22 protein-coding genes are annotated in these 23,977 nt (G+C 38.3%); 14 read left to right on the top strand and 8 right to left on the bottom strand.

Annotation, left to right across the window (positions count from 1 at the left end; all coding sequences use genetic code 11):
- From AC1DG9_RS09985 to AC1DG9_RS10030, 10 genes are all read left to right on the top strand, one after another.
- Positions 1-3,295, top strand: a 3,295-nt coding sequence (locus AC1DG9_RS09985; RefSeq protein ID WP_477634571.1) for a SusC/RagA family TonB-linked outer membrane protein, incomplete at its 5' end; no start/stop codon positions are given.
- 5 nt (positions 3,296-3,300) lie between these two features.
- Entirely contained in the window at positions 3,301-4,782 is a 1,482-nt protein-coding gene (locus AC1DG9_RS09990; RefSeq protein WP_477634572.1) for a RagB/SusD family nutrient uptake outer membrane protein, read from the top strand.
- Between the two features lie 8 nt (positions 4,783-4,790).
- Positions 4,791-5,909, top strand: coding sequence for an acyltransferase family protein (locus tag AC1DG9_RS09995; RefSeq protein WP_337716501.1), 1,119 nt, complete (start codon positions 4,791-4,793; stop codon positions 5,907-5,909).
- A gap of 46 nt (positions 5,910-5,955) precedes the next feature.
- Positions 5,956-6,378 (top strand): GNAT family N-acetyltransferase, encoded by a 423-nt coding sequence (locus AC1DG9_RS10000; RefSeq protein WP_337716503.1) that lies wholly within the window; start codon positions 5,956-5,958, stop codon positions 6,376-6,378.
- 105 nt (positions 6,379-6,483) lie between these two features.
- Complete coding sequence (locus AC1DG9_RS10005; protein WP_048906887.1) at positions 6,484-7,359, top strand: OmpA family protein; 876 nt, start codon at positions 6,484-6,486, stop codon at positions 7,357-7,359.
- A gap of 174 nt (positions 7,360-7,533) precedes the next feature.
- Positions 7,534-8,493: an SMP-30/gluconolactonase/LRE family protein gene (locus AC1DG9_RS10010; RefSeq protein WP_337716505.1), complete on the top strand. Its 960-nt coding sequence runs from the start codon at positions 7,534-7,536 to the stop codon at positions 8,491-8,493.
- A gap of 10 nt (positions 8,494-8,503) precedes the next feature.
- Entirely contained in the window at positions 8,504-9,127 is a 624-nt protein-coding gene (locus AC1DG9_RS10015; RefSeq protein WP_288878758.1) for a bifunctional 4-hydroxy-2-oxoglutarate aldolase/2-dehydro-3-deoxy-phosphogluconate aldolase, read from the top strand.
- Positions 9,128-9,139: 12 nt separating this feature from the next.
- Positions 9,140-10,288, top strand: a complete 1,149-nt coding sequence (gene dgoD / locus AC1DG9_RS10020; protein WP_288878759.1) for a galactonate dehydratase — start codon at positions 9,140-9,142, stop codon at positions 10,286-10,288.
- Positions 10,289-10,298: 10 nt separating this feature from the next.
- A complete protein-coding gene (locus AC1DG9_RS10025; protein WP_172659641.1) occupies positions 10,299-11,582 on the top strand; it encodes an MFS transporter in 1,284 nt (427 codons plus the stop codon).
- Entirely contained in the window at positions 11,582-12,544 is a 963-nt protein-coding gene (locus AC1DG9_RS10030) for a 2-dehydro-3-deoxygalactonokinase (protein WP_477634573.1), read from the top strand. Before AC1DG9_RS10025 ends, AC1DG9_RS10030 begins: the two co-directional genes overlap by 1 nt.
- 59 nt (positions 12,545-12,603) lie before the next feature.
- On the opposite strand, the gene AC1DG9_RS10035 is transcribed toward AC1DG9_RS10030, so the two are convergent.
- Entirely contained in the window at positions 12,604-13,023 is a 420-nt protein-coding gene (locus AC1DG9_RS10035) for a VOC family protein (protein ID WP_317171642.1), read from the bottom strand.
- Between the two features lie 193 nt (positions 13,024-13,216).
- On the opposite strand from AC1DG9_RS10035, the gene AC1DG9_RS10040 reads away from it, so the two are divergent.
- Complete coding sequence (locus AC1DG9_RS10040; RefSeq protein ID WP_172659644.1) at positions 13,217-13,399, top strand: hypothetical protein; 183 nt, start codon at positions 13,217-13,219, stop codon at positions 13,397-13,399.
- Between the two features lie 3 nt (positions 13,400-13,402).
- On the opposite strand, the gene AC1DG9_RS10045 is transcribed toward AC1DG9_RS10040, so the two are convergent.
- Both AC1DG9_RS10045 and AC1DG9_RS10050 read right to left on the bottom strand, forming a co-directional pair.
- Positions 13,403-14,065, bottom strand: coding sequence for an HAD family hydrolase (locus tag AC1DG9_RS10045; RefSeq protein ID WP_172659645.1), 663 nt, complete (start codon positions 14,063-14,065; stop codon positions 13,403-13,405).
- Positions 14,066-14,179: 114 nt separating this feature from the next.
- Entirely contained in the window at positions 14,180-14,563 is a 384-nt protein-coding gene (locus tag AC1DG9_RS10050; RefSeq protein WP_172659646.1) for a hypothetical protein, read from the bottom strand.
- A gap of 121 nt (positions 14,564-14,684) precedes the next feature.
- On the opposite strand from AC1DG9_RS10050, the gene AC1DG9_RS10055 reads away from it, so the two are divergent.
- Entirely contained in the window at positions 14,685-17,270 is a 2,586-nt protein-coding gene (locus AC1DG9_RS10055) for an AsmA-like C-terminal region-containing protein (protein ID WP_337716508.1), read from the top strand.
- Positions 17,271-17,337: 67 nt separating this feature from the next.
- Here AC1DG9_RS10055 and AC1DG9_RS10060 read toward each other — a convergent pair whose 3' ends face one another.
- Positions 17,338-18,435 carry a mandelate racemase/muconate lactonizing enzyme family protein gene (locus tag AC1DG9_RS10060; protein ID WP_288878765.1) on the bottom strand — a complete coding sequence of 366 codons (1,098 nt, stop codon included), beginning with the start codon at positions 18,433-18,435 and terminating at the stop codon, positions 17,338-17,340.
- 51 nt (positions 18,436-18,486) lie between these two features.
- Between AC1DG9_RS10060 and AC1DG9_RS10065 the strand changes: the two genes are divergently transcribed.
- On the top strand, positions 18,487-20,502 hold the full coding sequence (locus tag AC1DG9_RS10065) for a thioredoxin domain-containing protein (protein ID WP_477634574.1): 2,016 nt from the start codon (positions 18,487-18,489) through the stop codon (positions 20,500-20,502).
- A 7-nt stretch (positions 20,503-20,509) separates the two neighbouring features.
- The gene (locus tag AC1DG9_RS10070; RefSeq protein WP_172659650.1) at positions 20,510-21,010 is read left to right on the top strand and encodes an FKBP-type peptidyl-prolyl cis-trans isomerase; all 501 of its coding nucleotides are present in this window, start codon (positions 20,510-20,512) and stop codon (positions 21,008-21,010) included.
- A 54-nt stretch (positions 21,011-21,064) separates the two neighbouring features.
- Here the strand turns inward: AC1DG9_RS10070 and AC1DG9_RS10075 are convergent, their stop codons facing one another.
- Genes AC1DG9_RS10075 through AC1DG9_RS10090 form a run of 4 tightly spaced genes read right to left on the bottom strand, consistent with a single transcriptional unit; the run spans position 21,065 to position 23,894 of the window.
- On the bottom strand, positions 21,065-21,490 hold the full coding sequence (locus tag AC1DG9_RS10075; protein ID WP_477634575.1) for a Fur family transcriptional regulator: 426 nt from the start codon (positions 21,488-21,490) through the stop codon (positions 21,065-21,067).
- Between the two features lie 10 nt (positions 21,491-21,500).
- A complete protein-coding gene (locus tag AC1DG9_RS10080; protein ID WP_172659652.1) occupies positions 21,501-21,941 on the bottom strand; it encodes a hypothetical protein in 441 nt (146 codons plus the stop codon).
- A 10-nt stretch (positions 21,942-21,951) separates the two neighbouring features.
- Positions 21,952-23,172, bottom strand: a complete 1,221-nt coding sequence (locus AC1DG9_RS10085; protein WP_172659653.1) for an ABC transporter permease — start codon at positions 23,170-23,172, stop codon at positions 21,952-21,954.
- A complete protein-coding gene (locus AC1DG9_RS10090) occupies positions 23,169-23,894 on the bottom strand; it encodes a MerC family mercury resistance protein (protein ID WP_477634576.1) in 726 nt (241 codons plus the stop codon). The genes AC1DG9_RS10085 and AC1DG9_RS10090 overlap by 4 nt, the downstream gene beginning before the upstream one ends.
- Positions 23,895-23,977 lie beyond the last annotated feature (83 nt).

The raw sequence follows: 23,977 nt of genomic DNA on the forward strand, positions 1-23,977 counted from the left end.
GAAAGGAGCATTATTACTAATTATGTTCACCTGTTTACAGGTTTCGGCGAATGTTTACTCTCAGGAAAAGTTCTCACTTGATTTAAAGCAGACGGAAGTAAGCAACATTCTCACAAAGATTCAAAAACAAAGTAACTACCGCTTTTTTTACAATTATGCCAGCTTAAAGAAGCTGGGTAAAGTAGATTTGCAGGTAAAAGATGCGGGTATCCACGCCATTATGGATGCATTAATGGGCAGTAAATTGCCATATAAAATAGCTGATGATCATGTGGTAATCATTGGTGCGCCAGAAGCCCAAATTGCCATAAAAGGTAAAGTTGTTGATTCAAAAGGAGAGACACTTATAGGGGTTAGTGTTAAATTGCAAGGAACCAATATTGGGGCTACAACTAATGTTAACGGCGAGTTTGTAATTAATGCTCCTGAAAACGGGGTTTTAGAGTTTAGTTATGTTGGCTATGAAAAACAGATTGTTAATATAGCCGGACAAACTAACCTGACCATTACTATGGTTGAAACGAATTCCAATTTGGATGAGATTGTAGTTGTAGGTTATGGTACCTCTAAAAAAATAGATGTTACAGGATCAATAGCCAGTATTAAAGGTAGCGATATTCAGAATTTACCTGTAAGTACAGTTGCCCAGGCATTGGAAGGCAGAGCAACGGGTGTTAATATAGTTCGTAATGATGGAACTCCAGGTGCTGCGCCAAGTATCCGTATCCGTGGTACCGGTACTATAAATGATGCTAATCCTTTGGTAGTAATTGATGGAGTGCCTTCAGGTAATCCTGACGCCTTAAGTGATGTTAACCCTAACGATATCGCTTCAATAGAGATATTAAAGGATGCATCGTCAAGCGCTATTTATGGTACAAGAGCTGCGAATGGAGTAGTTTTGGTAACAACTAAAAGAGGTAGTTACAGTCAGAAATTAGCTACTTCCATCAATGCATATACAGGTGTTTCTAAATCTACCAAGTACATCGACTTGCTTACGGCTCCTGATCTTTATGCACTTAAAAGGGAAAGATTTACTAACGATGGGGCTGCTATTGAAGCACCATGGAATGATGCGTATTACTCGACCCAGCGCACAGACTGGCAGAAGGCCATCCTGGGAAGCGGAAAAGTAAATAATATCGATCTTAATCTGCAGGGAGGTAATGAGGTTTCTACCTATTATTTTTCTACTTCTTTTTATGATGAAAAAGGGATTATCGACAAGTCTTACTTTAAACGCTTTAGTACCCGCATCAATTCGGAGCATAAGATTAAACCCTGGTTAAAATTAGGGCAAAACTTGCAGGTAACTTATGGGGAAACCAATGGTTTTAATAATAATGATTCTCAGACAGGCCTTCTCTTTTCTGCGTTAAGGTTTAATCCTGCAATTCCAACAATGAATGATGATGGAACATATGGAACCTCAAAAGCTTTTGCCAACCAGTTAGGTGATATCAATAACCCTTATTCAACCATTCAACAGGCTGATGCTTATAACCGTAAATACAGGGCTATTGCCAATGTGTTTGCAGAGGTGCCTATTTATAAAGATTTAAAATTCCGCGCTAACTATGGTTTCGATGGTACAATTGGCCGCAGTTATTCTTTTAACATAGAAGACAGAATCCAAACAAGAGAAACAACAAGTTCAACATTAACGCAGGCAGAAGCGGAGAATTATTCACACTTGTTAGATCTTGTTCTTACTTACGATAAAGTAATCAGCAAAAGTCATATCACTTTCACTGGTGGATATTCTTCGCAAAGTTTTAGAGGAAGCTATTTCTCTGCTGGCAGAGTGGGGTATGACGATACTTCTAAAGACCAAAGGACTTTAAGAAAAGGAAATGCCTTTTTAACTGCCGATGGTAGTTATGATGATCCGTCGGGCCTGGAATCAGTTTTTGCAAGAGGATTTTATGATTACGATGGCAGATTTTTAGCAACCCTGACTTTTAGAGCAGATGGTTCATCAAAATTTGCTGCCGGAAACCGTTGGGGTTACTTCCCTGCATTCTCTTTAGGGTGGAGAGTATCTAATGAGAAATTCATGAAAGATGTGAGCTGGATAAGCAATTTAAAGATCACCGGAGGATGGGGAGAGCTGGGTAACCAGAATATACGTGGTTTCCAGTACGCGAGTTCGATAGTTGTGGGGAATACTTATGGTACAAATGGCTATACTTTTGGAGGTTTTGGTGTTAATGGTTCGGCAGTAACAATAACTGCAAATCCGGATATCACCTGGGAGCGTGCAGCCATGACCAATGTGAGTTTGGAGGCAGGCTTTTTAAACAATAAGTTAAGCACTACAATTACCTATTTTGATAAAAACACCAATAAAATGCTTGTGCCTGCCTTATTGATAGGAACAGCAGGAAGAGTAACTGCTCCTGACATTAATATTGGTAACATGAATAATCGTGGTATAGAGGCAGAGGTGAACTACCAATCGGGTGATACCTTTAAATACTCTTTTGGGCTTAACGGCTCATTCATCAAAAATGAAGTAACTAAGCTTTATGGCTTAAATGCCTTTATTCCTTCTACAGTGTATGGCCGTTCTAGTCAGGAAATTTCAAGAACCTATGAAGGCCAGTCTATAGCTTCTTTTTATGGGTGGAAAACAGCAGGACTGTACCAAACTCAGGCTGAGGTTGACAATGATCCTTATTTGAAGAATGATTCAAGAAAAGGTGCTATAAAGCCAGGAGATGTTCGTTTTGTTGACATTAACGGAGATGGTATGATTGATGGAGCAGATAGAACCTATCTGGGAAACCCTAATCCAAAAGCAACTTTGGGCTTTCAAACCACGCTGTCTTACAAAGGATTCGACTTGTCGGCAAACGTAACAGGCGTATTTGGAGTGAGCTTGTATAATGCAGACAGGATGCAAGGCACTGATCCAACCTATTCTTTTAATCTTTATGCAGAAACATTAAATAGATGGACAGGGCCGGGAACGAGTAATTCAATACCAAGGATGTCACTTGATCGTGCAAATGAGAACTATCGTACTTCAGATCTGTTTGTTGAAAATGGTAACTATGTTAGCTTAAAGAATTTAACAATAGGCTATACACTGCCTGATTTTATTGTAAAAAAGGCCACTTTTAATAGCTTAAGGCTATATGTGACTGGTCAGAATTTATTCATGATTACCAATTATTCGGGTTATACTCCTGAACTGGGATATACAAATGGCAATAGACAAAGAGGCGTTGATGTTGCTCAATATCCATCTGTACGCTCGTTCACATTTGGTTTAACCCTTAAAATCTAATCACCATGAAAACAAAATATATCATATATACATGTCTATTTGTAGTGGCTTTTTCCACTGCATGTAAGAAAAATCTGGACCTCACTCAGAAAGGGGTTTACAATACAGATAACTATTTCAGAAATGAAACCGATGCTGTAAATACAATTTCTGGTATTTATAACTTATTAGCCCAAGAAGATTACATTTCTCATGCTGAAACTACATTTGATGTAGCATCAGATGATTACTGGCGTTCAGGAGATCATGCTGAGGATGAAGCAATAGAGAATTTGACTTACAATGCATCAAATGCACAGATAAATTTTAGCTGGACCTATAAATATGAGACGGTGAACCGCTCAACAAATGCGATTATCAACATCCCAAAAATCACTGATATTACTCCTGCTATAAAAGACCGTAGCATGGGAGAAGCTTATTTCTTCAGGGCGTTTGGCTATTGGAGATTAATGGTAATCTATGGCGACGTACCTATTGTTAACGAGGAAGATTACGCTAAGAGTAACTTCAACATACCTAAATCTTCAATTGAGGAGGTTCGTAAACAAATTGAAGCAGATCTTTTGAAAGCTGTAGACCTTTTACCGGAAAACTATGGCGCTGCGGATTTTGGAAGGGTGAGTAAGGGAACGGCTCTAGGGTTGTTAACTAAATTGTATATGTATTGGGAAAAGTTGCCGGAAGCAATTACAACCGGTGAAAAATTAATAAACAATAGTAAATATGCATTGGCAGCTACTTATGCAGAGAACTTTACGAGGGCTAATAAAAACAGTACTGAGCTCCTGATGTCTRTACAAGGATTACAGAATGTGATGTCTAATGATTATACAGTTTATTATATTCCAAGAGCCTGGGGAGGATACGGATTTAGTCAGCCATTAAAAGGACTCGCAGATGAATTTGAATTAAACGACCCACGTAAATCTGCTACATTATTAAGCGTAGGAGATAAGATAGATTTAGGGGATGGCAAAGGTGATACTGAGTTTACATCAGATTTGTCATCAACCGGATTTAGCTTTCGTAAATACGCGGTGTTTTTTCCGGCCGGTTCTTCGGAAGGAAATGGTGTAGACCATAATTATGCAGTTCCGTTAATGCGGTCGTCTGATATTTATCTTTTAGTTGCCGAAGCAAAGATCCGTACTCAGGGCGCTGGAGCTGGTGATGCATTGATTAACCAGGTAAGACGCAGGGCATCAGTATTATTACCCCCTGTTGTAAATGCAGGAATGAAAGAATTGATTCATGAAAGACGTGTTGAATTGGCAGGAGAAGGCGAAAGACATCAGGATTTGATGAGATGGGATAAAAAGAACTTAGTTGATATAGCGGCAATATATAATCTGGCAAAATCAAAAGCTCCGGTAGATCAGGGCAAAACAGTGACTTTTGTGCGACCTAAGCATTATTATTATCCAATTCCTCAGGTTGAGATAGATAAAAGTAACGGTGTGTTAAAACAAAATCCGAATTACTAAACTCATTTATGCAAGAAAGATTTGCCACCCTGGATATTTTTAGAGGAATGACCATTTGTTTTATGATCATTGTAAATTCTCCAGGTTCAGGAGCCCCACAGTGGGCTCCTTTAGATCATGCCGCATGGTTTGGCTTTACGCCAACTGATCTGGTTTTTCCATCATTTCTTTTTGCAGTTGGTAATGCATTGAGCTTTTCAAAAAAGAAATTTGAAAGTGATAGCAGTTTTTTGATGAAGATATTTAAAAGATCTGCTATCATCTTTTTACTGGGTTATTTAATGTACTGGTTCCCATTTATGCATAGAGACGATGGTAACTGGGTGTTTAACGAGATTAGTAATACCAGAATAATGGGAGTATTACAGCGTATCGCACTTTGTTATTTGTTTGGGGCGCTAATTGTTCATTATTGCTCAAAAAAATCTGCCCTGATCATTTCAATAGCCCTGCTTTTAGGTTACTGGGTATTTTTATTGCTGTTTGGAGAACAAGGTCAGGAATATACCATGCTCGGTAATGCGGGTACTCGTTTGGATATTTTTATTTTGGGTGACGCTCATTTATATCATGATAAAGGAGGGCCGATTGCATTTGACCCTGAGGGGCTGCTTAGCACGTTAACAGGTATTGTTAATGTGATCGGTGGATATTTGGCAGGAGCCTATATTCAGGAAAAAGGAAGAAATTATGAGTCTGTGGTTAAGCTACTGCTTGTTGGTGCCTTACTTATTTTTCTTTCATTGTTTTGGGGACAATTTTTTCCAATAGCAAAAAAGCTTTGGACCAGCTCATTTGTGTTGCTCACAGTGGGGTTGGATCTGGTGATCATAGGGGTTCTTATTTACTTTATAGAGATAAAGAAGATCAACTTTGGGAATAATTTTTTTCTGGTATTTGGGAGGAACTCTCTGGCTATTTATCTTTTGTCGGAACTCTTGCTGGTCGTTTTTCAGTTAATATGGGTAAAACCGGGGCTGAGCTTTTACAACTGGATCAACAACGTTTTTTATCAAGCTTTATTTCCAGGAGCGTTTGGGACGCTGGTTTTTGCGCTGAGCTTTATGATGGTTTGCTGGCTGGTTGGGTATATAATGGACAAAAAGAAGATCTATGTTAAAATCTAAGTATGACCTAAAAGTTATAGATTAGACTTTTATTTCTAATAAGGTTATGAACATCAGGAAAGCAGAACATAAGGACGCCAGCGCTATTCGGATTTTAATGGAACAACTTGGTTATCCTACTGAAGAAGGGTTTATTGCGAAAAAACTCATTGATCTCTCTAAATCTTCTGATCATTGCGACCTTGTCTGTGAATTAGAAGGAAAGGTATTAGGTTTTTTATCCCTTCATTTCATTCCTCAAATAGCTTTTGAAGCTGACTATGCGGTAATTAGCTACTTTGTGGTTGATGATAATTCCAGAAGACTGGGAATTGGTAAAGCTTTGGAAGAGCGCTGCACTGCATTAGCTATTGAAAGGAAATGTAAAAGAATTATGGTTCACAGCAATGCAAGACGTACTGATGCACACCGGTTTTATTTAAGACAGGGCTTTGTTGAATATCCGAAAGATTTTGTAAAGTTCTTATAGGAGGTGTCCAAAACGCGTTTTGGACACCTCTTTAATTATAGATCAAGAGCAGCATGGCATAAAGATTGCAGTTCTATTATTTTGACTTATAAATTTAATAGGATTATGAAATTTTCCAGTTTAATACCGGTAGTACTGATAGCAGCTGTGGTAACCCAGGGTTGTGTTAGTAACAAAAAGTATAACGATCTCCAATCTAGTTACGATCAATTAAAAGAAAAGACTAAGGATTTGAATCAGAAGTATCAGTCCGGTCAACAGGAACTCTCTGGAACAACATCACGAGTAAAAAGCTTGGAAGAACAAATTGCCTCAGAAAAAGCAAACTCAGCTTCTTTGCAGGCCGCGCTTGATAAATGTTTGAGCTCTACCAGCCAGGGTAATGTAAATATTTCTAAATTGGTTGATGAGATTAATGCCTCAAATAAATACATCCAACACCTCGTAAATACTAAAAACAAAAGTGATTCACTTAATTTGGTGTTAACCAATAATCTTACACGTTCATTAAGTAGAGAAGAAATGAGAGATGTGGACGTGAAAGTGCTAAAAGGAGTAGTTTATATCTCTTTGTCGGATAACATGCTTTATAAATCTGGAAGCTACGAAATCTCAGATAAAGCGGGTGAAACACTAAGCAAAATTGCTAAAATCATTAAAGATTACCAGGGGTATGATGTATTGATTGAAGGTAATACGGATAACGTACCTATTTCGCAAACAAATATTCGAAACAACTGGGATTTAAGTGCTTTAAGAGCGTCATCAGTAGTTCAGTCGTTGCAGAATAATTATGGTGTAGAACCGAAACGCTTAACCGCCGGAGGTAGAGGTGAATATAATCCGATTGCAGGAAACGATACGCCAGATGGCAAAGCAAGAAACAGACGTACACAGATTATTATAACACCTAAATTAGATCAGTTTATGGAGTTAATTGGTAAAGCTCCAGAACAAGCTAAAGAACCTGTAAAAGAATAGGCAGGAATAGTGTTATCTGATTCGCAAGAGATCGCAAATCAGAATAAAGAAGCATGACTTTACGAGGATAAATATTTTTATTTTTATCTTACGTTATTGTTCATGCTTTTTTTATGCCAAATGATAAACCAAATCAAGTCCTGCAGTGCCGTATCCTGTTTTTTAATCATCTTTTTGAACATATCTGTTTTGTTTGCACAGCCAACAAAAAAAGAACCCGATGGGAAAATAGAAAAATTAAGTAAAGAATTGGATGTCATCATAAATCATGATGCTAAGGTTGAAGTGATTGCCGATGGTTTCGGTTGGGTTGAAGGACCACTATGGATAGAAAGCAAAAGGATGTTGTTGGTTTCAGATGTCTTAAACAATACTGTTTACAAATGGACACCCGAAAAAGGTAAGGAGGTTTATCTTGAACACTCAGGCTACACCGGAACTCAGCCCAGAACAGAAGAACTGGGATCGAACGGGTTAACGCTTAATCACAAAGGACAACTGCTGTTATGCCAACATGGCGATAGGAGAGTAGCGCTCATGAATGCTTCACTGGATGATCCTAAGGCAGAGTATATTACACTTGCAAATGAATATAAAGGAAAAAAATTCGATAGCCCGAACGATCTGATTGTTAAAAGCAATGGCGATATTTATTTTACAGACCCACCTTATGGGCTAGAAAAGGGCGTCAATAATCCATCAAAAGCAGCTCCGTATCAGGGAGTATATAAGATTTCTAAAAATGGAGAAGTAACCTTATTAGTAGACTCGATTTCAAGGCCAAATGGAATCGCTTTCTTCCCGGGCGAAAAAAGCTTATTAATAGCAAATTCAGATGGTGAAAAGCCCTATTTGTACCTTTATGATCTGAATAAAGACGGATTATTGATAAATGGAAGGATTTTTCAAAATGACAGGGGTACTGACGGCATCAAGATTGATAAGCAAGGCAATGTTTTTACAACCGGCCAGGGCGGAGTTTGGATATACAATAAGAAGGGTACGCTGCTTGGAAAAATAAAGATTGAAGGCAGTACGTCCAATTGTGCCTTTGCAGATAATTATAAAACACTTTTCATTACTGCCGATAACTATTTATTAAAAGTTGACCTGGCAAAAAAAGCAGGTCACTAATTATATTCCTATGTCTACATTATCTCAGATCTTAGAACATAAAATTATTGCCATTATTCGCGGTGCGAATCCTGCCGACGTGATAAAAATAGCTGATGCATTATATGCAGGAGGGATTCGTATACTCGAAATTACAATGAACTCGGCGCAGCCACTTACTGTTATAAAAGAGCTTAACGATAAATTCGGTAGCAAGATGATCATTGGTGCAGGTACTGTTCTTGATGTTGACTCGGCAAAAAAGGCTGTTGCTGCAGGAGCAAGCTTTATCCTTTCGCCAATAGTGGATATAGAGGTGATTAAAATAGCAAAAAGCCTTGGTGTAGTGAATATTCCGGGTGCATATACGGCTACTGAAATCTACTATGCTTATAAAAATGGAGCCGACATTGTGAAAGTATTTCCGGCAACTTCTCCTTCCTATCTAAAAGATATTGCCGGGCCATTGCCTCAAATCCCGCTATTGCCTACAGGAGGTGTTACGCTCGAAAACATTAAAGACTTTAAAAATGCTGGTGCTGTTGGATTTGGAATTGGCAGTGCACTGGTTAATACCAAACAAGAAGTTGCACCAGAATATCTTTCCAAACTTACTGCTAAAGCTCAAGCCTTTGTTCAGGCAGTTAACTTATAAAAATATCCCAACATGAAAATTAGAAGCTACGAATTGTTCCAGGTGCCACCAAGATGGCTGTTTTTAAAGATTGAAACTGATGAGGGGATTGTTGGATGGGGTGAACCTGTTATTGAGGGGAAAGCGGCAACAGTAAAAGCTGCGGTTGAAGAATTAATGGAATATCTTATAGGTAAGGATCCTATGAATATTGAAGATCACTGGAATGTGATGTACAGGGCAGGTTTTTATCGTGGTGGCCCAATTCTGATGAGCGCGATAGCGGGTATAGATCAGGCATTATGGGATATTAAAGGAAAGTTTTTTAATGCTCCGGTTCATCAGTTATTAGGTGGAAAAGCCAGGGATAAGATGAAGGTATATTCATGGATTGGCGGAGATCGTCCGGCTGATGTGGGACTGGCCGCAAAGAAAATGGCTGAGCAAGGTTTTTTAGCAGTAAAAATGAATGCTACTGAGGAACTTCAGTATGTAGACAGTTATGATAAAATTGATGAGGCCATAAAACGTATAGCTGCGGTAAGAGAGGCAGTTGGACCTGCATTCGGAATTGGAATAGATTTTCATGGCCGTGTGCATAAGCCTATGGCTAAAATTCTGGCTAAGGAGTTAGAACAATACCGTCCAATGTTTATTGAAGAACCGGTATTGCCCGAAAATAATGAAGACCTTAGGGAGATAGCCAATCATGTTTCTATTCCTATTGCTACAGGTGAAAGGATGTTTTCGAAGTGGCAGTTTAAAACGCTGCTGAAGGAAGGATATGTTGATATTATTCAACCTGATGTTTCCCATGCCGGGGGAATAACGGAGTGTAAAAAGATAATCTCTATGGCAGAGGCTTTTGATGTTGCAGCTGCACCACATTGTCCGTTAGGGCCGATTGCTCTGGCGGCATGTCTACAGGTGGATGCAACTTGTCATAATGCCTTTATTCAGGAGCAAAGTTTGGGGATACATTATAATCAGGGAAGTGACCTGCTGGATTATTTAACCGATAAAACTGTTTTTGAGTATGAAAATGGATATGTGAAAATTCCGGATAAGCCTGGGTTAGGAATTGAAATTAATGAAGAGCATGTAAGAAAAATGGCCGCGATTGGGCATAACTGGAGGAATCCTGTTTGGAGACATGAGGATGGCAGTGTTGCTGAATGGTAAATTATAGAATATGAAGCCAACGAAAATTCGCTATCAGATTCTTTTTTTGATTTTTGTTAATGTAGTTATCAATTACATGGACAGGAGCAATCTGGCAGTTGCAGCCTCTGATATTGGTAAAGAGTTTAAATTCTCGTCTGTGCAGATGGGACTGATCTTTTCTGCTTTCAGCTGGACATATCTGTTGTTTCAGATTCCAGGTGGGATATTGGTGAACCGCTTTAGTCCACGTATTCTATATGCGGTTAGTCTCATCACCTGGTCATTTGCCACCATTGTACAAGGTTTTGCCAAAGGGTTTATTACGCTATTTGGCCTTAGAATGGCAACCGGAGCATTTGAGGCCCCTGCATTTCCAATTAATAACAGGGTGGTGAGTAATTGGTTTCCTGATAATGAAAGGGCGTCGGCAATTGCAGTTTATACTTCGGGCCAGTTTCTGGGGTTGGCTTTTTTAATGCCGGTACTTTCGAAAATTCAATTTTATGTGGGTTGGAAGGGTTTATTTGTGGTAACCGGTTTAATAGGTGTGTTATGGGGAGTTGTATGGTATGTTTTTTACCGTGATCCTTTAAAACATTCGAAAGTAAATGAAGCAGAGCTTAAACTCATAGAGAGCGGAGGAGGGTTAATGGATGGAAAATCTATTGCCGACGCAGATTCAAAAAAGAAGTTTAAGTGGGCTGATTTGAAAGAAGTATTGTCGCACCGAAAATTATGGGGGATATATATAGGTCAGTTTGCGGTCAATTCCACTTTGTGGTTTTTCCTTACCTGGTTTCCAAAGTATCTGGTTGATTACAGGGGGTTGGATTTTATCAAATCTGGATACTGGGCATCCATACCTTACCTTGCAGCATTTGCTGGTGTGCTTTGCTCTGGGTTTTTATCTGATTATTTAATAAAAAAAGGAGTATCTGCCGCAAAAGCACGTAAGAGACCAATCATTATTGGGCTTTTAATTTCCGTATTTATTCTGGGAGCTAATTTTGTTGATACACCTGGGCTAATCATTTTCTTTATGGCTTTATCCTTTTTTGGAGTGGGCTTTGCATCGATTACCTGGATCTTTGTTTCCAGCCTTGCGCCAAAGCACCTTATTAACATAACGGGTGGGGTATTCAATTTTATAGGGCAGCTTTCGGGGATAGTCGTACCAATTGTTATCGGGTTTCTGGCCAGCGGCGGGAATTTTGCCCCGGCATTGATCTTTATCGCAGTTTTAGGGTTTATGGGGGCATGCTCATACATCTTTCTGGTTGGGAACGTGGAACGTATTAAAACGAAGAATTAATGGATCATTTTTTTAGCTGTGATTGGGGGACAAGTTCCTTCAGACTTCGTTTGATTCAGGCAAAAAATCTTGCCGTTGTTGCTGAAACAAAGAGTAGCCGTGGAATTTCGGATACTTATAAACTTTGGCAGCAAAAGGGAGGGACTGTTCTGTCGCGGGCAGATTTTTATGCATCTATCGTAAAAGATGAAATCAGATCATTGCAGCAGAATTTAAATATGGYAACTGATGGTATCCCTGTCCTGTTTTCGGGGATGGCCTCGTCTACCATTGGAATGGTGGACTTGCCTTATAAGAAATTGCCATTTAATCTTGACGGTTCAGATCTGAAAACAGAGTTTATGGCTGATAGTACGGGAGCTAACCCGTTTGTAATTATATCTGGAGCCATGACTGATTGTGATGTAATGCGTGGCGAGGAAACTAAAATTGTGGGCAGCGATACGCTTTTGGATAATAAAGATCAGGAGCAATTGTTAATTCTGCCGGGTACACACCCTAAGCATATTGTGATAAAAAATAGCCAGGCGGTAAGCTTTAAGACCTATATGACGGGTGAATTTTTTAATCTTCTATCTGTGAATAGCATATTATCGGCTTCGGTAGAGGAAGGAGGAGATTTTGGTGATCCTCAAAATCAGGAGCGCTTTAAGGAAGGGGTTAAGGCAAGTAGGCACTCAAATCTCTTACATGCCAGTTTTATGGTGAGAACCAATGAGGTGCTTAAAAACATTCCTTCTCAGCAAAACTTACACTATTTAAGCGGCTTACTGATTGGTACGGAGCTGGGTGGATTAAAACCAGAAATACCAATTTATTTGGTAGGTGGGGCAGTACATGCTTCGTTTTATAAATTGGCTTGTGATGAACTTGGTTTAAGGATTAATAAGGAAATTGATGCAGATCTGGCCCTTATTAAGGGACAGCTGGTCATCTTTTCGAGATTTATTAATTTATATTAAAAAATGCCTGATGAAAGTCTTCATCAGGCATTTTTTCTAACTACCGCATTAAGATCTCTTTATTTTTGGCCTTGTTCAAAATTCACCAGCCATTGGACTCCGAATTTGTCTTTAAAACTTCCAAAATAAGCACCCCAGAAAGTATCTTCAAGGGGCATTTCAACGGTTCCACCTGCTGATAGTCCGTTAAAAAGATGTTCTGTCTCTTCTCTGCTTACAGGATGAAGTGATATTTGCACATTGTTTCCTGCATTTAAAATATGTCCGCATGAAGGCAGGATATCTGATGCCATTAGTGTAGTATGCTCGTTAATTGGTAATGCAATGTGCATTATTCCATTTTTTTCATTTTCAGGAAGCTGTGAAGATTCTGGTGCTTCCGTCATTCTGTGGACAGCACTAAATTCACCACCAAAAACAGATTTGTAAAAATTAAAAGCTTCTTCGGCTTTGCCGTCGAAGTTTAAGTAAGGATTCATTTTTGCCATGTTTTTCTGAGTTATGTAAGTTTAAAAATTGTTGTTAAACAAATTTATAGAATACTCATGGGTGCAGAGAGGTGCGAAAAGGTCAATTTTAGGGGCTGTTTGCGACAAGTTTTTCTCTATATATTGATTAGCCTTAAAATAACATTTTAGAACTACCTTTGGTTCTTAATTTCGCATTGCTGTCATGATTAGATTAAATAACGAAACACCATCGAGTGTATTACAAGATGTAAAAATTGGTAATCTGGTTACCGATACATTTAGTAAAACCGGCTTGGTTGAGAAAATAGAAATTACTGATGATGGCCTATACCGGATTTACAAGTTTATTCTTGTAACAGGAAGAAGCATTACCGTAAAGAAGTAAATTCTATTTGTCAATTAGCCGACTTATGGTATCATAAGACAGGTTCTTATAGTCGTCGATATATAAGTTGCAAGGAGGAAGTTCTTCTTTGGTATGAGAGGTAAGTACACCAACTACTTTCATGCCTGCATTTAATCCGGCCGAGACACCAGAAAAAGAATCCTCAAACACGATACATTGATCAGGTGACACGCCAAGATTTTTGGCCGAAGTAAGGTAAACCTCAGGATCAGGTTTATGTTTTTTCACATCTTCGCTGGCCATTACAGACCCTAATATTTCTCTAATGGGCACTTTGTTGAGTATCAGTTCCAAATTGGCATATGGAGCCGAAGTAGCTACACCTAATTTTGCACCATTGTTTTTTAGGTTATTTATAAACTCAACTAAACCTGAAATGGGTTCTACATTGGGTTCATATATTTTTCTGAAAAGACCTTCTTTTTCCTGTTCTAATTGCAGAAGTTCTTCGCCTTCAATTTTTCTTTTTAAGAAGTGGCTGAGGATATAGCTATTCGATTTGCCAAACATGTGTTGCGCGAACTCTTCATCTGTAGGAGCTAGGTTTCTTGTCGAAAAAAACTCACGGAAGGCGAGGGAATGGTAAGGATTGGTATGGCAGATCACACCGTCCATGTCAAAAATGACAGCAATTTCTTTATTCATGAAACAAAGTTAAGAATTTTAAAAGAGCATACCGTTCTTAAAGCTACCGTCATCTCAACGACAGGAGAGATGACGGCGGGTATTATAACATGAAGTCAGCAAGTGGTGTAGTTATTATTCAGCTTTTTTTGGAGCATCTTTTTTGTTTGCTTTCTTCTCGCTTTTCTTTTCTGCTTTAAACTCTTTGTAAGCTTTGCGTTGAGTGTCGTTCAAGACTGCGTTTATTTTGTTATCTCTTTCATCTTTAGCGGCTTTAATAGCAGCTTTGTCTTTCTTTTCGCCTTTAGGATTGCTATCCTTTACTTTTTTAAAGCTTTCAAGGTTTATTGCCTCAATTTTCGACTTTTGATCGGCTGTTAGTGATAGCTTTTTAGTCAACTCCTCTGTTGCATGCTGAGCCTTTTGTTCAGGAGTTTTTTTTACCTTTTTATCACTTTGTGCAAATGCCATAGTACCCATACTAATGAATAATATCGCTGTGAAGATTAATCTTTTCATATACAATTTTTGTTATTCTAGAGTTATAGAGGGATAAAGATAGGAATGGTTTAATCAATAAAAGTAATTTGGTGTGTTTATTGCTATGAAGGAGTTTTAAAAGATTTTATATATTAAATACATGCTTAAAAAGATATCAATTGTTGTAATCGGTTTATTTGTTGTTTTATTCGCCGCTGCGGCTGCAATTCCTTTGTTCTTTAAAAAGGAGATTGATGCAAAGATTAAATCGTCTATAAATGAGAGTGTAAATGCTAAAGTAGATTTTAAAGATCTGGATTTAACTTTAATCCGTTCGTTCCCTAACCTGGGGATAAAGATCAACAACTTAACGGTTTTGGGTATCGATAGCTTTGCTAAAGACACTTTAGCGAACATTAAGCAACTTCAATTGAATGTGAACTTAATGAGTGTGATTAAGGGTGAAAAGTATGAGATAAAATCAATTAATCTTGAAGAACCAAAGATTCTGGCTAAAGTATTGAAAAGTGGTCAGGCCAACTGGGATATTGCAAAGAAAGATAGTACCGGCACTGATGGAGCAGATACTGCTAAAACTGCTTTCAAAGTAGCCTTGCAAAAGTATGCAATTGAAAAAGGTAAAGTTGTTTATGATGATGCCTCTTTAGGTTTTTTCATGGAGATGGATAATTTGAACCATACAGGTACTGGTGATTTTACTCAAGATTTATTTACCCTTAAAACCCAGTCTGATATAGAAAAACTAACAGTTAAGTATGGTGGTATTCCTTATTTGAACAAGGTAAAGCTTGATGCTGATCTTCCTATTGATATCGATATGAAGAATATGAAGTTCACTTTTGCCGAGAATAAGATTAAACTTAATGAATTGTTGTTGTCGGCGGTGGGATACCTTGCCATGCCAAATGATAAGGACATAGTTATGGATTTTAAGTTTGATGCAAAGCAATCTGAACTTAAAAATTTCCTTTCTTTAATACCCGCAATTTATGCCAGTAATTTTAAGGACATGGATGCTACAGGTAAATTTGCAATGGACGGAAGTGCGAAAGGGACCTATAATGAGAAATCATTGCCTGCTTTTAATGTTAACCTTTCTATAGAAAATGGTAAGATAAAATATCCTTCTTTACCTTCTGCAATTAATAACATACAAGTGAAATCGCAAATCAGCAATCCCGATGGTGTAATGGATCATACCGTTGTAAATGTACCTGCATTTCATATGGAGTTTGGGAATGCACCAATTGATGGAAGATTGTTATTGAAAAATCCGACAACCGATCCATTTTTGGATATGGCACTTAAAGGAAAGCTGGATTTAAAACAGCTGACTACAATTTTCCCGATGAAGGACATGACCTTAAGTGGTATTCTGGATGCAGATGTGCAGGCGGCAGGACGTAAATCATCTATTGATAAAGGACAGTATGAAGCATTCAAAGCATCAGGACAAATGCTGGCAAGCAATTTCAATTATTCAGGTAAAAATGTGCCGATGCCAGTCAGTGTGCCCTCGGCAAAAATGTCTTTTAGCCCTAAAAATATCACGTTAAGTAACCTTACAGCTAAGGTTGGTAAAAGTGATTTCGCCGCAAATGGTACGGTAAATAACTACCTGAGCTACTTCTTTAAAAAGAACCAGGCTTTACAAGGAACATTCAACGTGGCTTCGAACTTAATTGATGTTAATGAGCTGATGGGACCAAAAAGTACAGTGGAAACAGAAAAAAAGAGCGATTCGAAATTAACTGTATTTGAAGTGCCCGGAAATATTGATTTTGATATGACCGCAAAAGCGGGACGGGTGCTATATGATAATTATGATATCACTAATGCAAAGGGAGCTTTAGAAGTTAAAAACAAGACCATATACTTTAAGGATATGGGTATGAACATGCTTGATGGTACGGTGAAGATGAACGGGTCATACGCCACAATAGATTCTAAAAAACCAAAGGTTGATGTTGATTTCGGCATAGAAAAAATGGATATCCAAAAAGCATTTACTGCTTTTAATACTGTAAAGTTATTGGCCCCGGTTGCCAAATTCGCAAAAGGAGTATTCTCTACTAATTTAAAGTTTAATTCAGATCTGGATCAAAATATGATGCCTGTTTACTCTTCTATAAATGCAGAGGGTTTAACTAACATTATTCAGGCAGTACTTGATGGATTTGAGCCATTAAATAAACTGGCTTCAGCGTTAAGTTCCGATAAATTTAAAAAGTTGGAATTAAATAATGTACTTACTAAGTTCAAGATTAAAGACGGTCGTTTAAATGTTGCGCCTTTTGACATTAAAAAAGAAGGTATTTTGATGAATATTCAGGGTTCAAATGGTTTAGACCAGAGCATGGATTATCAGCTTGGGTTAAATGTACCGAGAGCTATGCTTGGAGCAAAAGCAAATGAAACGGCAAACGCCTTTATTGCTAAGCTGAATAGCAAGGCTGGTACTAATGTTGCTATGAGTGAAACTATAAAAGTAAATGCGGTATTAGGTGGTACAATTTTAAAACCTACTATTAACCTAAAATACGGTGCAGGGGATGCAAAAGCGGGAGCTAAGGAAGCCGTTAACCAGGTAGTTGCCGAGAAAAAAGAGGAGATTAAAGCCGTTGCTCAGGCTAAACTTGATACCATCAAATCACAAGCAACAGAAAAAGCTAAAAATGCGATTGCCGATAAAATTAATGGTCTTTTTAAGAAGAAAAGTCAATAAGGTATTGTATGCTCGTCGTCATTCTGAATTTATTTCAGAATGACGATTTTAATCCAATTAACTGTTTTTACACTATCCATTTTTCACATGTTTTCAGGAATTTAGGATCTATATCAGCTCCAATTCCAGGAGTATCGGGGATATCAACAATATATCCATTGTAGGTAATACCACCAGTTACGGGGTCAATGAGATGCCCAAGTAAGCAGGAATCCAAATCGAAAAAAATCACATTCGGGCTTGCCAAAGCAAAATGCATATTTGCACTGATTGCTATTCTACTTTCAAGCATTCCACCTATCATGCATTTTGTGCCGGTTTGTAGAGCAATTTCATGAATCTTTTGTGCCTCAAGTATTCCTCCTGATTTTGAAAACTTAATATTAAGGTAATCAACCGAGCCGCTGTTTATCAGCTTTCGCGCGTCGTGATGGTTGTAGCAACTTTCATCTGCCATAATTTTAATAGGAGAGTTGGCTCTTAGTTCGGGTAGCTTATCATCAAACCAGGTACGCATAGGCTGTTCGCAAAATTGAATATCAAAATTCTCCAACGCTCCCAATGCATATAGTGCATCATCAAAACTCCAGCCTTGATTTGCATCGAGTCTCAGAATCATTTCACTGCCAACTGCCTGTCTGATTAAGCTTACCCGTTCGATATCGCTGTGTACATCTTTACCAAGCTTTATTTTGATGATACGGCAGCCTTTAGCTTTAAATCCTATTGCAGTAGTAGCCATGTTTTCGGGGGTATCGATACCTATGGTCATGTCGGTTTCTACAACGCGTTTTTCACCACCTAAATATTTATAGAGGGGTTGCCTGGCTTCTTTAGCAGCAATGTCAAACAAGGCCATGTCAAATGCGCTTTTGATGGTGCTGTTGTGTGCAGCGTAACCCAGAAGCTCGCTCATTCTTTCAGGTATGTCAAGAGGGTCTTTTCCAATAAGAATACTGGCAAACTCTTTTGCCATTGCAAGACAGGTTTCCTGACTTTCTCCAACAATCATGGGAAACGCTGAGCATTCCCCAATCCCATAAATATTATTGTTGGTGTAAATCTTAATGAGTACATTCTGAGCGAAATACATAGTGCCAGTAGCAATTGCAAATGGTTCTGTTGGTATGCTGAAACGATAAATTTCGATATATGTAATCTTCATGTTATCAGAGCTATACTGTAAAAGTACAACTTATCTTTTTACCTTTATAGCATGAATTTAGAACCCAATAATTTAATTAAAGCCTCATCACCTTACTTGTTGCAACATGCCTATAACCCCGTAAACTGGTATGAATGGGGAGAAGAAGCGTTGCAAAAGGCGGAGGCGGAAAATAAGTTAATATTGGTTAGTATAGGTTATTCGGCATGCCATTGGTGCCATGTTATGGAGCGCGAGAGTTTTGAAAAACATGAAGTTGCCGAAGTAATGAATGAGCACTTTGTATGTATTAAAGTGGATAGAGAAGAGCGGCCTGATATTGATCAGATTTACATGATGGCCATACAGTTAATGACTGGTAGTGGGGGCTGGCCTTTAAATTGTATTTGCCTGCCAGATCAAAGACCAATTTATGGTGGTACTTATTTTAAAAAAGACGATTGGATCAGTGTTTTATTGAGCGTTGCTAACTTATGGGCCAATGAGCCTGATAAGGCTAAGCAGTATGCCGACAGGCTTACCGATGGAATTCGTAACTCTGAAAAGGTAATCCCTAATGTTAAGGTTGATGAATATACCAGGGCGCATCTAACAGAAATTATAGAGCCCTGGAAAAGATACTTTGATATGGCTGAGGGTGGTTACAACCGTGCCCCAAAATTTCCATTGCCAAATAATTGGCAGTTTATGCTAAGATATAGTCACCTGATGGAAGATGACGCTACTCACGTATCGGCTTTACTTACTTTGGAAAAAATGGCGCTCGGCGGTATTTATGACCATGTTGGAGGAGGATTTGCCAGATATTCTGTAGATGGTAATTGGCATGTTCCTCATTTCGAAAAAATGCTTTATGATAACGGACAGCTGATAAGCCTTTATGCTGAAGCTTACCAATATTCTAAATCTCTCCTGTTTAGAGACGTAGTAGTGGAAACTATTGATTGGCTTGAAAGAGAAATGACTTCGCCCGAGGGCTTATTTTACTCTGCTCTGGATGCCGATAGCGAAGGTGTGGAAGGTAAGTTTTATGTTTGGAACAAGGAAGAATTTGATGCCGTATTAGAAGAGGATGCTCAACTGCTGGCAAATTATTATAACGTTACAGATGATGGGAATTGGGAAGAAGAAGAAATCAATATACTTTTAAGGAAGTTTGAAGAAGAGGAATATGCAGATGTAAAAGGAATAACAGTAATGGAGCTTCAGGAAAAGATAAGAGAAGCGAAGGTTAAACTGTTACAGGCACGTAGCAAAAGAGTGCGTCCGGGATTGGACGACAAATGTCTTACTGCATGGAATGCAATGGCTATTAAAGGGTTAGCTGAAAGTGCTGGTATATTTAGTATTTCACATTATTATGAATTGGCAAAAAAAGCTGCCGATTTTATACTGGCAAATTTGCGTATGCCTGACGGTGGCTTGTATCGCAACTTTAAAAGCGGAAAGGTAACCATTCCGGGGTTTTTAGATGACTATGCTTTTTTTGTTGAAGCTTTGATTGCGCTTTATCAATCAGATTCTGCTGACCGCTGRCTCACTGAAGCAAAGCAGTTAACCGATTATGTGCTGACAAACTTTGAGGATCCAGATAGTCCGATGTTGTTTTATACCTCTGCCAGTGGTGAAACTCTGATTGCCCGTAAGCATGAAATAATGGACAATGTTATTCCATCTTCAAATTCAACAATGGCACAGAATTTACACGTTTTGGGATTGTTATTTGATAATGAACAATATATAAACAAAGCCGCTGCGATGCTTACATCCGTTCATCCTCAAATAAAAACATACGGTTCAGCATATTCTAACTGGGCTATTCAATTGCTTAATGAAGTATTCGGAATTAATGAGATTGCTATAACCGGTGATAAGGTATCAGAGATAAAAAGGGAACTGAATATGCATTACATCCCTAATAAAATTACATTGGCCGGAACAAATTCGAGCTTACCTTTGTTAAAAGATAAGCAAAGCATTGAAACAAAAATCTATATTTGCCGAAATAAAGCGTGCCAGTTGCCGGTAGCTACCGTTGATGAAGCATTACAATTGATAACTAAATAACATCATAATGAGTATTAAACCCAATACAGTAGTATCATTAACGTACGAATTGCATACGACTAATGAAGAAGGACAACAAGTTTTTGTAGAGAAAGCAGATGAGCAAAACGCATTAGTATTTCTTTATGGTACAGGAATGATGTTGCCAAAATTTGAAGAACATTTAGATGGTCTGAATGTTGGAGATGAATATAGCTTTGAACTTAGCGCAGCTGATGGTTACGGTGAATTAGATCCGGGAGCTTTTGCAGACTTGCCTAAAGACATGTTTAAAGATGTTGAATTGCCTTCAGTAGGTGATGTTATCCCTTTACAAGATAATCAAGGTAACCACTTCAGAGCTGGCGTTACAGCTGTTCATGAGGATGTTATTTCAGTAGATTTGAACCACCCGATGGCTGGTAAAAATTTAATATTTGCTGGTAAAATTTTAACTGTACGTGAGGCTACTCAAGATGAATTGAGCCATGGTCATGCGCATGGTGCTGATGGTCATTCAGGTCATTAATAGCTAATTTGCTTAAAAACCCCTGATTTTCGAAAAGAAGATCAGGGGTTTTTATCAGTGAACCGCGCTGCTGTTGCACTTTTCACAAACCCCATAGGCCGTTGAGGTTACGGTTGTAGCTGTAAAACCTTCGGGCATTTTAATTCTTGGGACATTAACCTCCAAACAATAAATCTTAAGGCAGTTTGTACAATTAAAGTGTACATGCTCATCATGATGATGGTGTTCTGTACAGGAGGCCGAGCAGATTGCATAATTGGCAGTTCCATTCATATCCATAATCCTATGAAGTATACCCTTATCTTCATAAGTATTCAATATCCTGTATAGCGTAACMCTATCTATTTCTTTACCGAGCTTTTTCTCCAGCTCTGGTTGCGAAACAGCAGCTTTATCCAAAGCAATTTCTTCGAGTACGCGAACCCTTTGTTTGGTATGTTTTAAATCGTGCGTTCTTAATATGTTGGCTGGATCTATCATCTTGGTTAATTTATATAGGTTTGGCTGCAGTTAGTACAATTGGAGGGTTATCCATTGCATTGCCAGTATTTAACTTTAAAGTTCCCTTTACAGTTATGGTTTGATAAGTGAATTTTATCGGTTCGGTTAGCTCTACCAACACCATAATTGGTACCCCATTTTTACCGCAGAAATAACATTGATTAATGGGTAAGGTTGAGAGCATGAACTTAGTCTGTTTCATCCCGTCTTTAATAGGAACAATATAACCCTCAAGCTCAAAGGGCTTATTGGCAAATTTCTTTATGTTGTTGTTATAAACTGCAAACATCTCTGTATCCTTAACGATTTTGAAATCTACACTGCCAATAACATCCCAGTTGTCAGACATTATCTGATCATCAGGATTGTGCTGTGCCTTAACAGCGAGACCAGTAAAAAGTAATAAGAAGAGAATAATATTTTTTATCATAAATGTGTGTTTAATTCTTTGATAATATTTTAGAGATGTTTGATCTATAGGCCTGGACAGCAGGTATTATAGATGCAAATATACCAATAGCAAGTCCGGCTGCAAATAAATATGCCTCATCACCGAGTAAAATCAATCCGGTTAATCGTGCCTGACTGCTTTCCTGATTGCTTCCAATAAATTCTAATGCCAAATGCCCTAATGCTATTCCAATAATTGTACCTGCTAAAGTAAGCATAATCCCTTCTGTAATTACAATCAGAAACAGCTTAGCTCTGGATGCTCCCAGTGTACGCATAATGGCCAAATCATAACTTCTTTCTTTTAACGAGTTGTACAGATTTACAAATACACTTATTGCTGCAATGAACATAATAAGTAAGGCAAACCATTGCAAGGTATCCACACCAATGCCTATTAAAGAAAACAATCTGGTGCTTTCCTGAGCGGGAGAGGCAGCCTGCATATTTGTAGATTCATTTACCATGCGAGGAAACATAACTACCGACATTGGTGAACGGTACTGGATCAGTAAGGAAGTAATTTCTTTATTCTGAATTTCAGGTGCTTCCTTTTCTTTGTGTTTTGAATCATGATCATGTTCTTCCTTTTCCTCGTGATCGTGCATCTTCCAGACGCTCGAAATGTTCGTTAATATCAGATTGTCTGTTACATTTCCTTGTGGTGTTAAAATGCCCGCAACTTTATAGGCATGGGTTTTATGGATATCCGTACTTCCTGTAAGACCATGTGCGCCATAAAAAGTATCACCTATTTTAAGCTTTTGATTTTTAGCTATGGAGCTTCCAATAGTGGTTTCAAAATCGCTTTGCCAGAATTTACCTTCTTTAACCTTAAGTTTATAAATACCAACAAAATTACTGTCGGTGCCCACAATACGGACGCCATTATAATTATCTCCAAGGGCTAATGGCACTGCTTTTTTAACAAAAGGACTTCTAGCCAGTTCCTGAGCCTCTTTTAGAGGGATATTGCCTGTAGGGAAATCGATGTAATAAATACTGCTCAATATAAGCTGCAAGGGGCTCCCTTTGGCGCCTACTACCAGGTCGATATCCTTAGAGTTGTTTTCCAGCTTATCACTAATTTGCTTTGAAGCAAGTAGCAGTATGGTTAATATACCAGTTCCAAAAGCAATCAAGATAATGTTCAATACTGATGATAATGGTTTAGACCAGATGCTTTTCCAGCTTATCTTTAAAGGGCTCATGATAATTCGTAGGTGTTTGTAAACGCGTCTTTAACTCTTTTGTCGTGTGTAGCCACAATAAGTGTAGCCTGGTTAATGCCCGATTGGTCTATTAAAAGCTCCAGCACTGCTACGGCATTTTTGTCATCCAAACTTGACGTTGGTTCATCTGCGATCAGTAATGTTGGTCTGTTAATTACCGCCCTTGCAATAGACACACGCTGCAACTGTCCCTGACTCAGCTCACTTGGATAGGCATCCTTTTTATCCGCTATGCCTAAAGAAGCTAAAACTTCCTGTACCCTATTTAAGTTGGTTGGAAGATTTGCAAAACTTTGCGCCATAACAAGATTTTCCTTTATCGTAAGACTTTTTATAAGGTGTGGACGTTTCCAGTTTATATAATGTGCAAAGGCAATGGTAAAACCTCCCGTCGGGATTAATACAGCCTCCATGTTTTCTATTAGGTAATGCCCTGTTGCTATCATTGCAAAACCCATTACCAGAATTATAATAGGCAATAGTCTTTTATGTTTAGGATAGGAGGTACTTAGTGAATACACGCCAATAAAGAGTGATAAGCCTATCATGGTCATCTCTACCCAGCTATGGGCTAAAAAACTAAGGCCAAACAATGGTAATGTAGTAAGCACGAAGGGCAACACTGCACAATGAATTGCACAGGCTAAGGAGGCGGTCATCCCCAACTGGTCTAATTTTTCGGATTTAATAAAGTGCTTCATATTGTTTAAATATATTTTTTGTACGCGTTTCAACTGGTTTTGAATTGTGATTACAAATATAAACGCAATTTTGTTGCATTTGT

The sequence above is a fragment of the Pedobacter sp. 05L430 genome (assembly GCF_056397585.1).

Excerpts from the sequence above, each read along its gene's own strand:
- AC1DG9_RS09995 (WP_337716501.1), top strand. The coding sequence starts at position 4,791 with ATGCAAGAAAGATTTGCCACCCTGGATATTTTTAGAGGAATGACCATT.
- AC1DG9_RS10000 (WP_337716503.1), top strand. The coding sequence starts at position 5,956 with ATGAACATCAGGAAAGCAGAACATAAGGACGCCAGCGCTATTCGGATT.
- AC1DG9_RS10005 (WP_048906887.1), top strand. The coding sequence starts at position 6,484 with ATGAAATTTTCCAGTTTAATACCGGTAGTACTGATAGCAGCTGTGGTA.
- AC1DG9_RS10015 (WP_288878758.1), top strand. The coding sequence starts at position 8,504 with ATGTCTACATTATCTCAGATCTTAGAACATAAAATTATTGCCATTATT.
- dgoD (WP_288878759.1), top strand. The coding sequence starts at position 9,140 with ATGAAAATTAGAAGCTACGAATTGTTCCAGGTGCCACCAAGATGGCTG.
- AC1DG9_RS10025 (WP_172659641.1), top strand. The coding sequence starts at position 10,299 with ATGAAGCCAACGAAAATTCGCTATCAGATTCTTTTTTTGATTTTTGTT.
- AC1DG9_RS10035 (WP_317171642.1), bottom strand. The coding sequence starts at position 13,023 with ATGAATCCTTACTTAAACTTCGACGGCAAAGCCGAAGAAGCTTTTAAT.
- AC1DG9_RS10040 (WP_172659644.1), top strand. The coding sequence starts at position 13,217 with ATGATTAGATTAAATAACGAAACACCATCGAGTGTATTACAAGATGTA.
- AC1DG9_RS10045 (WP_172659645.1), bottom strand. The coding sequence starts at position 14,065 with ATGAATAAAGAAATTGCTGTCATTTTTGACATGGACGGTGTGATCTGC.
- AC1DG9_RS10050 (WP_172659646.1), bottom strand. The coding sequence starts at position 14,563 with ATGAAAAGATTAATCTTCACAGCGATATTATTCATTAGTATGGGTACT.
- AC1DG9_RS10055 (WP_337716508.1), top strand. The coding sequence starts at position 14,685 with ATGCTTAAAAAGATATCAATTGTTGTAATCGGTTTATTTGTTGTTTTA.
- AC1DG9_RS10060 (WP_288878765.1), bottom strand. The coding sequence starts at position 18,435 with ATGAAGATTACATATATCGAAATTTATCGTTTCAGCATACCAACAGAA.
- AC1DG9_RS10070 (WP_172659650.1), top strand. The coding sequence starts at position 20,510 with ATGAGTATTAAACCCAATACAGTAGTATCATTAACGTACGAATTGCAT.
- AC1DG9_RS10080 (WP_172659652.1), bottom strand. The coding sequence starts at position 21,941 with ATGATAAAAAATATTATTCTCTTCTTATTACTTTTTACTGGTCTCGCT.
- AC1DG9_RS10085 (WP_172659653.1), bottom strand. The coding sequence starts at position 23,172 with ATGAGCCCTTTAAAGATAAGCTGGAAAAGCATCTGGTCTAAACCATTA.
- AC1DG9_RS10090 (WP_477634576.1), bottom strand. The coding sequence starts at position 23,894 with ATGAAGCACTTTATTAAATCCGAAAAATTAGACCAGTTGGGGATGACC.